Annotated in this window: 13 protein-coding genes; 8 read left to right on the top strand and 5 right to left on the bottom strand. The window is 69.0% G+C overall.

The genetic code is table 11. The features are described from left to right. A partial coding sequence (locus R6V09_RS06750) for a restriction endonuclease (protein ID WP_317880415.1) occupies positions 1–620 on the top strand: 620 nt, incomplete at its 5' end. A gap of 474 nt (positions 621–1,094) precedes the next feature. On the opposite strand, the gene R6V09_RS06745 is transcribed toward R6V09_RS06750, so the two are convergent. Next, positions 1,095–1,268, bottom strand: coding sequence for a hypothetical protein (locus R6V09_RS06745; protein ID WP_317880414.1), 174 nt, complete (start codon positions 1,266–1,268; stop codon positions 1,095–1,097). A 120-nt stretch (positions 1,269–1,388) separates the two neighbouring features. Here R6V09_RS06745 and R6V09_RS06740 point away from each other — a divergent pair, with 120 nt between their 5' ends. After that, a complete protein-coding gene (locus R6V09_RS06740) occupies positions 1,389–3,224 on the top strand; it encodes a hypothetical protein (protein WP_317880413.1) in 1,836 nt (611 codons plus the stop codon). 158 nt (positions 3,225–3,382) lie between these two features. Here the strand turns inward: R6V09_RS06740 and R6V09_RS06735 are convergent, their stop codons facing one another. The 3 genes from R6V09_RS06735 to R6V09_RS06725 all read right to left on the bottom strand — a co-directional run bounded on the left by R6V09_RS06735 (position 3,383) and on the right by R6V09_RS06725 (position 5,573). After that, positions 3,383–3,676 (bottom strand): hypothetical protein, encoded by a 294-nt coding sequence (locus R6V09_RS06735; protein WP_317880412.1) that lies wholly within the window; start codon positions 3,674–3,676, stop codon positions 3,383–3,385. 797 nt (positions 3,677–4,473) lie between these two features. Beyond that, positions 4,474–4,677 (bottom strand): DUF397 domain-containing protein, encoded by a 204-nt coding sequence (locus R6V09_RS06730; protein WP_317880411.1) that lies wholly within the window; start codon positions 4,675–4,677, stop codon positions 4,474–4,476. 29 nt (positions 4,678–4,706) lie between these two features. Continuing rightward, positions 4,707–5,573: a helix-turn-helix domain-containing protein gene (locus R6V09_RS06725; protein ID WP_317880410.1), complete on the bottom strand. Its 867-nt coding sequence runs from the start codon at positions 5,571–5,573 to the stop codon at positions 4,707–4,709. 334 nt (positions 5,574–5,907) lie between these two features. On the opposite strand from R6V09_RS06725, the gene R6V09_RS06720 reads away from it, so the two are divergent. The 4 genes from R6V09_RS06720 (at position 5,908) to R6V09_RS06705 (ending at position 8,950) form a co-directional block, all read left to right on the top strand. Further along, positions 5,908–6,690: an ATP-binding protein gene (locus R6V09_RS06720; RefSeq protein ID WP_317880409.1), complete on the top strand. Its 783-nt coding sequence runs from the start codon at positions 5,908–5,910 to the stop codon at positions 6,688–6,690. Between the two features lie 604 nt (positions 6,691–7,294). After that, on the top strand, positions 7,295–7,948 hold the full coding sequence (locus tag R6V09_RS06715; protein WP_317880408.1) for an ATP-binding protein: 654 nt from the start codon (positions 7,295–7,297) through the stop codon (positions 7,946–7,948). 10 nt (positions 7,949–7,958) lie between these two features. After that, complete coding sequence (locus tag R6V09_RS06710) at positions 7,959–8,381, top strand: hypothetical protein (RefSeq protein ID WP_317880407.1); 423 nt, start codon at positions 7,959–7,961, stop codon at positions 8,379–8,381. Further along, positions 8,378–8,950: a hypothetical protein gene (locus R6V09_RS06705; RefSeq protein ID WP_317880406.1), complete on the top strand. Its 573-nt coding sequence runs from the start codon at positions 8,378–8,380 to the stop codon at positions 8,948–8,950. Before R6V09_RS06710 ends, R6V09_RS06705 begins: the two co-directional genes overlap by 4 nt. A gap of 429 nt (positions 8,951–9,379) precedes the next feature. Here R6V09_RS06705 and R6V09_RS06700 read toward each other — a convergent pair whose 3' ends face one another. Continuing rightward, positions 9,380–9,916, bottom strand: coding sequence for a hypothetical protein (locus R6V09_RS06700; protein WP_317880405.1), 537 nt, complete (start codon positions 9,914–9,916; stop codon positions 9,380–9,382). 1,399 nt (positions 9,917–11,315) lie between these two features. Between R6V09_RS06700 and R6V09_RS06695 the strand changes: the two genes are divergently transcribed. Both R6V09_RS06695 and R6V09_RS06690 read left to right on the top strand, forming a co-directional pair. Beyond that, positions 11,316–11,531, top strand: coding sequence for a hypothetical protein (locus R6V09_RS06695; protein WP_317880404.1), 216 nt, complete (start codon positions 11,316–11,318; stop codon positions 11,529–11,531). Continuing rightward, positions 11,528–12,421, top strand: a complete 894-nt coding sequence (locus tag R6V09_RS06690; RefSeq protein ID WP_317880403.1) for an XRE family transcriptional regulator — start codon at positions 11,528–11,530, stop codon at positions 12,419–12,421. The genes R6V09_RS06695 and R6V09_RS06690 overlap by 4 nt, the downstream gene beginning before the upstream one ends. Positions 12,422–12,426 lie beyond the last annotated feature (5 nt).

Raw genomic sequence — 12,426 nt, 5'->3', positions numbered from 1 at the left:
TCGTCGCCTGCACCGCGGCGTGGCTGCTGGCCCGACTGGCCGCAGCGGCCTGGCATGCGACCCTCCGGGTCTGGCCGTGGCTTGCCGTCGGTGCCGCCGTCGCTGCTGTCATCGGGGCATGGCGGATTCTCCGTACCGTGCGCGGCCGGCGGATGCGCGTGCAGGCACGGGCCCGCCTGCGGCTGACCCTCGCCGAACTCGACGCGATGGACGACCAGGCCTTCGAGTGCGCGTTGCGCGACCTGCTCATCCGGGACGGCTGGACGGCCCGGCGGGTGGGCCGGCGGGGCGACCAGGCCGCCGACGTCATCGGACAGGACCGCAAGCGGGGCAGGATCGTCCTGCAGGCCAAACACACCAGGGTTGCCGGAAAAGTCGGCTCGGCCGTGATGTACCAGGTCAAAGGAACAGCCGGCCCGGTCCACGGCGCGCAGATCGCGGTCGTGGTCACCAACGGCTCCGTCACCCGCGACGCCAGAATGTGGGGCGAGCGCCACCACGTGTACTGGGTCGACCGTGAACGGCTGCGCAGCTGGGCCGAGCACGGAACGTCCCTGCAGGACCTGCTCCGCCTGCCCCACCGGCCCGCCCGCCGCACGGTGTTGCGCCGGGCTGGCTGAGAAGGCCTGTCTGCTGAGTGGGCAGGCGCCGGGCGTCAGTTGGGCGGGGCGCTCGCCGGGGTGGCGCCGCCGGTAGGGCACCGGCCGGCTCGGGCCGGGCAGCCGTTGCCACGGATCGGATCAGCCGGCATCAACGGTTCGATCCGATCCCGCACCGCGTCGGTGAGCACCAGCCGGACAGACCCGTCCGGTCAACCGGCCGGCCTCTCAAAGGGGCACGCCCCCGGGCGTGCCCCTGGCAACCCGGCTTTATCCGTGGGTGCCGAGGGACGCTGCTTCGGTCACTGCGCCGGGCGGAGCTGGGCCTGCCGGCGGCGGCCCGGCTGCAGAGGTGGCAGCGATGCGACCGGAGCGACCCGGCAGGCCACCGCACCGCCCGTGGGTCCGTTTCGTCCGAGGCGTTCGGGTGGCCGGTATGGCTGGTGTGGCCGGCCCGTGCCGGGGGCGGGTTGGGTTGCGGAAAGGGCTGGATGGCTATTGATCGTTGTGTCCGGTGGAGGTGATCAGGGCGATGAGGACGAGGAGGCAGGTCGTGAGCGTGATGACCTGCTGGGGGTTCCATCCCTGCTGGAGGGTCAGCGTGATGGCGGCGGTGACGGCGTAGGGCCATGAACGGCGGCGCGGCTGGGGGGAGTTGGGATCGGGCATGAGAGTCTCCGGTGATCGGCTGGTGTGGTGGAGACCCACGGTCATTCATGGTTTCGTTGTCCGCTGGAGTCGAACGCTGTTGCTGCAGGTGGATGCTCGTATATCGAGGACAACCCGGGTTTGTTCCTGGACAAGCGTGAGACGGGGGAGCGGATGGGGCGGCCGCTGGGGGCGTTGAAGGGGCGGACGGAGCAGGCCAATGAGTTCGCCCGCTGGTTACGCAGGATCACGGCAGGTGTCACGGTGCGCGCCCTGGAGGAGGCCTTCCCTTACGGCAAGTCCTCCTGGAGCGGGTTTCGTGACGGCAGCCGGCTTCCGCCCGTGGATCTGGTTGCCCAGGTGGCCGCCCGCTTCCTGCGGGAACCCGCGATGCGCACGCGCCAGTTGGAGCACGGGCTGGGCCTGCTGGCGGCCGCGGAGCAGGCCGCGAAGGCTCTTCAGCAGCAGCAGGAGGTGGTGGTGCATCCCGGCGCCGCTCTGTCGGCGGTGCTTGCCACGCAGCGGCGGCTCGACCCGGTGGCGCTCGCGCTGCTGCGGCTGGACGACGCCCGGCTGCGTCAGATCGAGGCGATGCAGAGGTTTGCTGCCTCCGAACGGCGCCGCGAGGAGCTGGAGGCGATGGTCTCGGTTCTGGAGCAGCGCATCACGATCCTGGAGAGCGAACGCGATCAGGCCAGGGAAGACACCCGCGCGGAACTGCAGCGCGAGCTGCGGATGTCGCTGGAGTACCGCAACCAGGCCGACGAGAAACTCAAGCACGCCCGTCGTGCGGAGGAGCAGGCCCGCCGGCTGAGGCTCGAGGCGGAGAAGCAAGTGGCCCGCGAACGGGTCGAGCTGCTGCGCGTCGACCGCGACACCGCAACGGATACTGTCCCGCAACCGGTAGTGGAAGGCTCGGTGGCCGAGGACCTGCAGCTGCCGCCCCTGGACCGCATCCGGGAACTCCTCGAGGTCGCCCAGGAGCAGCTGGATGCCCAGGATGATGAGCTGGATGACCTCGGCGAGCAGCTCGGCGCCCAGACGCCGTACGCCGACGACGATTCAGCGGCCACCCGCATCGTGTGGGGGCAGGCCGTCGACGCCGCCGACCCGGCAGGAGATGGGCCAAAGGACTCGCTGGACAATCCCGGAAAACCCCTGACCGGCACAGACGGCACGCACGCGGTGAAGGAGATCACAGCGGGCGCACACCCCGCTTCCGCCCCGGGCGGCCTGCGTGCCCCGTCGGGAGAACTGATGCTCGGCCTGAGCACGGTCAGCACTCCGGACGCCTTGGCCCTGAAACTGACCCAACTGCTGCGCCGGGCCGGAGTGCAGTCGATCCGGCAGCTGACCGTCGCGCTGCCCGCCGACATGAAAGACGACGTGTTCCGGGTGGCGGTCAGCCGCTGGATCGACGGGGAGGACCTGCCCGACACCTGGCCCCATCTTGAGGCCCTGGTACGGCTCATGGACGCCACCGACGACGAGATCGCCGCCTTCCGGCAGGCCTACGACCGGATCGTCAACAGCGACTCCGCCGCCTGGGGCAGCAGCCCCGTCGACGACCTGGCCGACCTCACGCCCTTCACTCGCGGCCTGCACCACATCTTCCGAGCATCGGGCGCGGTGAAGGTCCGGACGGGAGAGCGGATCATGGCCGGCTTCGCCCCCGTGGTCGTCGTCGCCCTGACCACCGCCTACACCGCCGGTCTCCAGACGTCCCCCGGCCCCGGCCCGGTGAAGCTGGCCGGCTACGGCACAGTGCTCCTGACCGCGTGCGCCGCCACCCTGCTCGTCGCCGCCCGGGTGAGCGTGCTGTGTGCCCGGCCGGAGAAGCCCTTGCTGCAGAGACGTTTCACCGCCGCCAGTCTCACCGCCAGTGTGCTGGCCGTCCCGGCCGGGCTGGCACTGCCGTGGCTCCTGGACAGCGACACCCCGGGACGATGGTTCGCCCACGTCATAGGGCTGCTGTAGCCGCCCGCGATTACGGAATCGGGCTGCTGAGGGATTCCGGTGTCCGGTGCTGGGGTGTCTGGTGTCACTCCGGGGAGTGAAAGGGGGCGCTGAAGCGCTTCGGGATCGGTGGAGCCTCCGTCGGACCTGATGCGCTCGGGCTGTGCGGCCGGCGATTCCTACGACGATTCGTCGAGTGCTTTCTCCAGGCTCAGCTTGGGCTGGCCGGGGCCCGACTGCACGGCCTCGATCCGGCCGCAGCGGCCGTCGCCGAAGTCGTAGTAGCCCAAAGTCCAGTAGTCGGCCCATTCCGGTGTGAGAGCCTCGAAGTCCATGAACGTGGCGACGACAATCTTGGTGCCCTTGCGGAACTCATCGACCGTCACCTTGGTCACCCCCAAGCTCATGGCCGCCGTGACGTGGTCCCAGCCCCGGTCGGCGGCGTATTTCAGGGTGTGGTTTCGGTAGTTCATGGCTCCTCCTTTCCTGCTGCGGGAGGCCCATCATGCCGGGCTCGGGCGTCCGGCATGGCACAAAGACCAGCTCAGCTACTCCCTCTTGCCCGGACGCTCTGCGGATTCCCTCCGTTGCCCGGCGGCCCGGCTGGCACTCTGCCCCGCCGTACGCCGGGGGCCTTGCCGTCCCCTGCGTTGTTCTCGTACACGGCGGTCTTCTGTGCGGTCTGTTCTGTGGCGGTTGGGTCGTCGTGATCCTCTCAACGGCCCTTCCGCGAGGGGGCCTTGGGCTTGTCGGGGTTCGACTCGGCAGGAGCGCAGACCTGTCTGGGGCGGGCGGCGGCCGTCGTGACAAAGGCTGACCCGCCTGTGTCCCCGGCTCGCGGAACATGGGCAAGCCGCATGCCGGTGTCGGCGCTGTCCGGGGAACGGAACAGGTGTCGGTCCCTGGTGTTCGAATCGCCAGGGGCCCGGGCCGGCGATGCGGCGTCCGGCAGCCCGGGCCGGTGGATCTGGTACGTGCAGAAGGGGCCGCCCGCAGGCGGCCCCTTCTGCACGTTGTGTCCGGTGAGGGCCTGGTACTCCCCGTCGCCCTGAAAGCGCCCCCGCACTCCCCAACACCACGAACAAGCCCACCAGCTGATCGGCTACACCACGACAAGGGACACGATCGATCCGAGTGAAGCTCTGCCGAGGGTGGTGCCCGTTACGCTTGCGGCCGCAGGAACCTGTGTGTGGCCTCCTGGCGGTTCGATCGCCAGGAGGCCGCTTTTCTGTATGGGCTGGTGTGGTCTGCAGTCGGCGGACCGGCGGTGCTACTTCATGAGTCCGAGGAAGGCCTGCCATGCCTCAGAGGTGAAGGCGAGTACGGAGCCGGTTCCCTTGGCCTTGGTGTCGCGCAGGGCGACGGCAGCGGTAGAACTGGCCGGCAGCTGGCCAGCCTCTACGCACTCGTTTTGCTCGGCGCTGTAGCTGGACTTGTGCCAGTTGTAGGCGCCCTGGTCGAGTTCGCGGGTCATGAATTGCCTTTCGAGCAGCGGGAGCCAACTCAGTCTGCAGAGATGGCCTGCTGCAAGTATGTCCGCGTATCTGTGACCGAGAGTGCCTGGGCCTGGAGGTGAGTGAACCGGGTGGCGCTGACGCGAACTTCGACGGGATCGTCGTTGAAGGAGTCCAGCCCGCCCTTTTCGAGGTATGTGATGCTGCCGTCGAGGGTGTCTCCGAAGCTGAGGACAACGAAGGCGCCGCTCATGCCCACGTGAGCACCGGCGGAGAACGGCAGCATCTGGATGTGGATGTTGCGGCGCTCGCCGAGGGTTACCAGGTGGTTGAGCTGCTCGTGCATGACCTTGGGCCCACCGACCTTGGTGAGCACGGCGGCCTCGCCGATGATGGCGTAGACCTGCGGCGGGTTGTCGCCTTCGAGGATGCGCTTACGGCGCTCGCGCAGCGTGAGCAGGTCCTCCACGGAGGGGCTGTTCTCTTCCGGGCGTAGACCGATGCCGACATCGATCACGGTGGAGCTGTAGTCGCGGGTCTGGAAGATGCCAGGGATCACCAGCGGCTGGAAGGTACGGATCTCGGTCGCCAGGTCTTCGGCGTCGGCTACATCGACTGCGGTTGGGCCGACGGTAGAGCCGTACGCGGTCCACCAGCCGCGTACGCGACCGTGCTTGGCCAGTTCGGTGAGCCGCTTCTGCAGCTCGAGGTCGTCGAGTTCGTAGATCTTGGCGTAGGCCATCACGTCCGCGACGCTGGTCGCCGTGTGGCCCGATTCCTGGCGTCGAACTGCCGGCACGCTCATGCCGAGTCGGTTGGCGACGTCGTCGACGCTGACGCCGCGTGCCTCGCGGATCCGCCTCAACTGCCCGCCGAGGAGCCGCTTGCGGACAGTGGGTACTCCCTTGTAGCTCATGCAACCCCCAGGTGTTCTCGCTCCCTCACAGTGTGTCTGTTCCTGTATCAGAAACGCCAGTTCGGGAAAATGAAAAGATGTCACCTGACATGGTTGCGATATTGAGCGTGGTGCGGGACGGTTGTCGGCAAGCGCTCACCGAGGGTGAATCGGCCCCTGTCGTGAGTGATTGTCTTCGCGCTGCTCATGGGGGCTGTCCGTGCCCGAAAAGTCCGCGCCGACCGAGGTGCGCTCGCCAGCCTGTCCGGACCAATGCTTAGATCACCACTCATCCCGGACGCACAGAGGTGGCGCGCAGCCGACAGGCGTGGGCAGCGTTCCAGATCACGCACACGTGGTGCTCTACACGTGCACCTTCGACTCGGCCGTCGCGGCCAAGGCACTCTCGGCGCTCAGCGACTTCGCTGAGCGCCGAGGCTGGACGGTTGTCCACGAGCTGTACGACCTGGCACCGCTCGACTCGCCACGCCGTCACCGAACTGCCTGGCGCACCGTCGAGCACGCCCTGGCCGGCGGCGGGGCAACAGGCATCGTGGCCCCCGCCGAGCAGGAGATCGCCTGGTACCCGGGGGACCGCACCGCCTTGCGCGCGTGGCTGCTTGGCGTGCCGGCGTTCGCCGCTTACCCGCAGGCCCGACGGTGGGAAAAGGAGCGGACGTACGACGTGGCGGCCGCCACCACCGTGTTCACCGATGTCGGTGCGCCCGTCGACCGTCAATGGTCCCGCTCGTACCCGCTGCATCCGACCAGCGCGCGGCAGGTGAGGACGGACGCGCTGACCTACCTGACCGTTCTTGGGTGGACCGGGGACATCGTGGCGGCGGTCGGGGTCCTGGACCGGCTCGCGAAGAACGCGATCGTTCACGCACTGCCCACTGGCGCGGCCGGCGCGCAGATGGATGTGCTCCTGGCCGTGACAGAAGATGGCGAGTTACGCATTGGCATCCGGGACCCGTCGCCGGAATTCCCCGATAGCGAGGCCGCCCTCAAGGGGGAAAGAGGGCGCGGCCTATGGGACGTGTGTCTGTTCGGGGCGGATGTGACCTGGAGCCTGGCCGAGGACGGCCGCAGCAAGACCGTCCGGGCCCGCATGGCTCCGGGGGAGGTGCCCGCATGACCCGCATACTGCTCGGCGCGAAGAGCGCCCGGGGCACCACGGACCGGATGGACCAGGACAACGCGACGCAACGGTGGCTGTATTCAGACCGGCGCCATGCGCAGCCCGATCCCAGGCTGGGGCTGGAGCGGTTACGCAAGAACCTCTTGAAGACCGCCGCAGAAGGACCCGGCCGCAGTCGTACGCTCCGCGTGATCACCTACATGCTGACCAAACCCCACGGTGCCCCCGGGCCGGACCATGCTCGACTGCGCGCGTACGCCGAAGGCACCTGGGATGTCAGGCACGAGATCCACGACGAGGCTCACGACCCGAGCCGCCCTCCCGCTCCGCAGCACCGCAACGGGGGGCTGGCTGCACGACTGTTGCTGCGCCGGGGCGCCACGGACGGCGTCGTTTGCTGTCTCCCACGACGTGATCAGACCGGACGCTGCCCTGTACGAGTACGAACTGGCCTGGATCGGCGGCTATTTCTCGTTCGTCGATCTGATCATCTCGGAGTCCCAATGAAGCGCCCGGTCCGGTGGGTGGGCGAGCGCAACTGGGAGCGGCGCCAGTGGGCCCTGCAGCCCCTCGTCGTCCTTACGGCCGCCGACTTCACGAGATGGGACGGGGGTCACCCAACGCCAGGCCATCCCAGGGAGGGGAAGAATCCGTGACCGCTAACTCCACCCCCGGCGCCCGGACCGAGACCGTGCCCGTCGAGTGGTGCGAGCTGCAACGGGTGCCGCCGCACGGTTTGGGCCGACCGCTCTGCACACCACCTCGGACGCTCCCGTATTTACGCAGGGTGTGGTCGTTGTCGGGTCGGTCCGAGCGCACTCCTCGCGAGGCGCGAGACCTGATCACGCGCACGTGCCACGGGTGGCGCGTCCCCCGCCAGGTGGTCGACAGCCTGGAACTGATCGTGTCCGAGCTGGTCACCAACGCGGTCACTCACGGCGACGGTGACACGGTCACCGTCGCCGTGGCGCTCACCGAACACGCAGTGTGGGTGGTCGTCGCCGACCGGGGCCCTCGCGCGCACTTCGAGGCCGGGTGCGCGGACGACGAGGACGAGCACGGCCGCGGCCTGTTTCTCGTCGAGGCACTCGCCAGCCGGTATGAGATCCGTCCCTCCGGACCGGGCACGGCCGTCATGGCCTGTCTGCACACCGACTGGCGTGAGATGCCCCCGGGCGTGGCCGGCGACGTCACCCACTCTTCCCACGAGCCCGCAGGGGAGGAAGACACGGATGTACCCCGCAGCCACTCTTGACGATGCCACGGTGACGCTCGCTGTCGTCACCCCGGTCCCGGTCCCGGGTGTTGCCGAGGTCCTGTGCTGGACCCGGGCCGCCACCTCGGACATGTACGAGCGGGTCTCCGCGTGCGTGGCGGGAACCTACGAAGGTTGGGGCGTCTGCTGGCTTGTGGCCGACTTGCTCGGGGAGCTTGCCGCCGGCTACGCCCAGGACGTGTTGCAGCTCCGGCCGGGTCCGTTCGTCACTGTCACGGCGATGATCACGGACAGCCGGGCCACCCTGAGCGTCATCCCGGCACACGACCTAGAACCCGCTCAGGGTGTGCAGTTCCCCAACCTGGCGGTGGCGGGCCCGGAATCGAACGGGGGCCACGCCGTCCTGGCCGGGGGGCCGTGCCTGTATGGCGGCGTCGACGTCATCGATGCCGGGTGGGCGGCGAAGCGATGACCCTGCATCCCCGGCGCGTGGCCGACGACGGCACGCTGGCCTGCCCGTCGCACCGCGAACAGCGCAGTTTTTCGCGCCATTACGCCACGGCCGACCCGGACACACCGAACGCTGCAGCGTGCAACGTCGGTGTGATGCTGGCCGGTTGGGCGGTGCCTGTGGAGGCCGCCGAGGGCCTGATCACGCGCACCCGGGACATGGTCACCGAGGCGGTCGAGGCGTACGGCGGTGACCGGGTGGTGGTGGCCGCTGTCCTGGCGGAGGGCCTGGCCAGTGTCCACGTCGTCGTTCTGTTCTGCCGGCTCCACTCGGCGGACTCCATTGACCCCGTCACCGCCGTGCCCCTGCTGGGCTTCACGGCCGCACCCGGGGAAGCGGCCGGGCCGAGTGCCCGCTGTCTGTGTGTCGACCTGGCCCTGCTGGGCGCGGACTGGACCCGCCGCATGTTCCTCGCTGGTGGCCATGGCACCCCCCAGACCCGCGGACCCGCGCAACGGCGCGGGCCTGCGCCGTTGCGTGCGGACGTCCCTTCTCTGTCCCGGCGGGGCGTATCGGGGTCAGGCGGCTGAGTGCTCGCCGGACCCGTGACCGGTCCGGCCGCTGTCCCTTTGGGGAGGACGGCCGGGCACCGTGGCACCACCCACCGGCCCGGAGGGAACCGAATCACGGCGATCGCTCCCGAGACACCCGCGATACCCGTCCCGTGACGTTCCTTGAGCTGGAGATCACCGGCCCGTCGCCGGCTCATCTGCACGTCGCACTGCTCCGCGCTGGCCGGCCCGGCCAAGGGGCACGGCACCATGACAGCCGGGGACTGGCGGCACGTCATCGATGAGGCCGCCGTGCTCGGCGTGGAGACGTTGCAGTTCATCGGCGGGGAAGCGGCCATGCACGCCGACTCCGCCTTGCGGGTCGGTGCCGTATGGCTTCGAGTGGAAGCGCGGCACCGACCAGGGGATGGCCGAGCGCGTGAACCTCATACACGTCGTGACACCTGGTCATTGTGAGCGCGTCGCGGGCCTGCGAGAAACCTCCAGGGTGCCGACGATCTCGCTGATACGAGATGCGAAGGCGTCGTGGGCGTTGGCAGCATCCACGATTCGCTGCGTCACTGTCTCCTCTCTTCGCCACGCCTCCTCTTCCTGGGCGGCGACGGACAGCTCCCATTCCACGAGGCTCTCCGAGAGGGCGCTCACAGCGGCCCGAAGGTCTCCCGCCGACGTCTGGATATCCTCCGGGCCAAAGACGCGCAGGCGGAAGTAGGCCACGGTGAGACCGTGGCCGGCGGTGCGGACGGCGTCGTGCAGTGCTTCTCGGCTACCGCTGTCCGGACTGGACAGGGCGGCCTGGAACGACCGGGCAGCGGGGATGTAGAGGTCGTAGGCCGAAAGGAATTGCAGGGAGGCGTCCACCCGCTGCTGCAAGAGCCAGTCCTCGCGAGCGTGCCAGGCCTGGGTATCGACCTGGCTCTGCATGGCCCGCGCCGTCTTCTCCGCTCCCACGCGCGCCCCACGGACCGCTGCGATCCCTGCCACTGCCGCTCCACCCATGGCGCCTACCAAGCCCGCTCCGGCAGCAATTACGGCCGCTACACCTTGATCCATGAACTCAGCTTGCCTAGTGAATCCCGTAGGTGTCAGGGAGATGGGTAAAGCTCCTTGATCCCGCCCGGCCTCGTCCAGACGCCCTCCAGCCTCACCGGCTGGGCGCCAGAAGCCCCACTCTCAGGTAGCACGGGAGGGGGATCCACCTCAAACGGATAGGCCTTGTCCGGCGGGGCCGTTGCAATCGCAGGATCCGTCATGCCCACCCCCGGCATCGCGACGTACGGACGCTCGTGAACGTACGGCGGACAGCGGAACACGTGGCCACGTGCCCGAGATTTCATCCGAAGGTGGCCAGACCAAGGGAGACCTGGCCACCTTCACGGGTGTCGGCGACGGCTGAAAAGTGGACCAGTAGCGACGATCATGCGAATTCACCGCGCGATCGCCTCGCGTTACTGCCAGGTACGAGCCGAGGGCTCCGATCACCACGCCGATCAGCGCGGGCAACTGCTGTAAGAAGGCGGACACCGTCGCGGACTATCGGCCCCGTGATATTCGATTGAGTCCGCCGACTGACTTGCGACGCGTCTGGGTTTGGTGCCCTGCTTGTGGTGAGCGGGGCGGCTGTATGCATCGCCGGTCGCGAGGACGCGGCCCACGTCGTGCCGGGTGGCTGGATGGCGGTTCCTGGAACCAAGCGGCCTTCCACGCTGTCGTCGTCCTGCTCGGCGCATTCGTCATCGGCGTCGTGATGGGCATTGTCATTGCTCTCGCCGGTGTCGCTGTGGCCGGGGTCGTCGCTGCCGGACTGACCGGCGCCGGTACCGGCGTCCCCGTCCTGCGCATCCTCAGCCGGTGATCCCGCCGCGCTCGGGGGACGGAAGCCCCGTCACTGCCACTTGCTGCGACGGCCGCGGGAGAGCCCGCTTCGTATACCGGCGCATCAGATGTGACGGGGTGTTGAGCCGCGGGATCGGTGCCGGGTTCCGCTTCCGCCCAGCGCGTGGGCGGCTGGACGGAAGCGGGGCGGTCCCCTTTGGTCGTTCTTCAGCACAAGGGGGCCGCGCGGCCTTCCAGACCGGAAGGTGCGACGCCGGGGGAGGCGTCCGCTTCCATGGTGCGTCATCCCGTCGGTGCCGCAACGACAAGTACGGTTTCGCCACCAAAAGCGTTCATTCAGCCATGATTTGCCCGTACTCGTGGCCGTGATGGAGTAACGGGCCGGCCGTCCCGGGTGGATGGAGCGGGCTATTTGTTCCGTAACCCCCAGATCACGTTGAGTGGCGTGCGCCCGGCGCACCATGCTGTCGTGCAACTCCTCCGGGGCGATTCAGCACCGTCCCGGAGGGGCCCTCCCAGACCCTTCTTTCCGCCCAGGGAAGGTGCAATGACAGGCAAGCAGGTGATGACCGTGGCCGTACTGGCGGCGGTTCTCGCATGGAGCACGGTGATGACTGTGCTCGGGCAACTCGCAGCTGTGGCCGCGTTACTGCCCTCGCTGGGTCTCCTCATCCAGCAGATCGTCGCCGCGCTCGGCGGTACGGACAGCCGTTCCGGCCCGACCCCGGCCGCAGGGGCCGGGAGTGAGGAGCCGTCACGGTGAAGCCGCCTCAGGTACCCGAGCAGCCCGGAGGGGATCCTCCCAGTCGCCGCGGCCGTCCGCCGGAGCCGATCTGCGAGAGCGCCGGCACGGCGCACCGGACCTGGCTGGAGCCGGTCCGCACCCGGCTGACCGCGAGCGGCCTGACTCTCGATGACCTCGTGAGCCGCTCCGGCTACTCCAAGACCCGCCTGTCGGAGCTCCTGCGGGGCAAGGGCTACTACCCGGGCTGGGAGATCACCTACAGCGTGGTCCGGGCACTCGACATCCCCGTCAGCCCGGTGTGCCGGCTGTGGAAGGCGGCCGCCGTGGAGGCGGAGAAGGACACCGCCTGGATCAAGAACCGGATCCGGGACGTCCAGGCACCCGGCCCGGAGCAGCAGCCGGTCGCCCATCTGGCGTTCACCCAGGTCATGTGGCAGCCCTACACCGCCTACGCGCGTGCCTTCCTGCAGTCCGACCGGCGTGCTCAGCAGGTGGTCGCGGAGACCTTCGACATCCTCTGGCTGACCTGGGACGAAGCCACCGCGAGCCCCGACACTCCCCGCCACGCCTGGCTGCTGTTGCGCTCGCGGGTCCTGGCCCGGGCCGCGCAGCGGCCCGGCGGCCGCCCCGACCTGCGCGCGGCCGCATTCTCCACGGCTTGCCAGGCCGGCATCGGAGACCTCGCCGAGCGCCTGGCCCGCATCGGCGTCCTGGCCCGGTTCTTCGACACGATCGCCTCCCTGCCCCCGGACCAGATGGACGTCACCGTGCTGCGCTACCTGTGCGGTATCCCCGCGGACATGGTCCCCGGCGTCGCCGGCCTGCCGCTGGCCGTCACCCACACTCTGGACCACCACGCCCGAGGGGCCCTGACCACGCTCCTTTCCGACACCGACATCCAGGAGTGATCACC

Origin of the sequence: Streptomyces sp. W16, from assembly GCF_033194735.1 — a bacterium.
Classification (GTDB): domain Bacteria; phylum Actinomycetota; class Actinomycetes; order Streptomycetales; family Streptomycetaceae; genus Streptomyces.
Note: the sequence above shows the minus strand (reverse complement) of the source record. Positions and strands in the feature narration are given on the sequence as shown.

Excerpts from the sequence above, each read along its gene's own strand:
- R6V09_RS06745 (WP_317880414.1), bottom strand. The coding sequence starts at position 1,268 with ATGCCCGATCCCAACTCCCCCCAGCCGCGCCGCCGTTCATGGCCCTAC.
- R6V09_RS06735 (WP_317880412.1), bottom strand. The coding sequence starts at position 3,676 with ATGAACTACCGAAACCACACCCTGAAATACGCCGCCGACCGGGGCTGG.
- R6V09_RS06730 (WP_317880411.1), bottom strand. The coding sequence starts at position 4,677 with ATGACCCGCGAACTCGACCAGGGCGCCTACAACTGGCACAAGTCCAGC.
- R6V09_RS06725 (WP_317880410.1), bottom strand. The coding sequence starts at position 5,573 with ATGAGCTACAAGGGAGTACCCACTGTCCGCAAGCGGCTCCTCGGCGGG.
- R6V09_RS06715 (WP_317880408.1), top strand. The coding sequence starts at position 7,295 with ATGGGACGGGGGTCACCCAACGCCAGGCCATCCCAGGGAGGGGAAGAA.
- R6V09_RS06705 (WP_317880406.1), top strand. The coding sequence starts at position 8,378 with ATGACCCTGCATCCCCGGCGCGTGGCCGACGACGGCACGCTGGCCTGC.
- R6V09_RS06695 (WP_317880404.1), top strand. The coding sequence starts at position 11,316 with ATGACAGGCAAGCAGGTGATGACCGTGGCCGTACTGGCGGCGGTTCTC.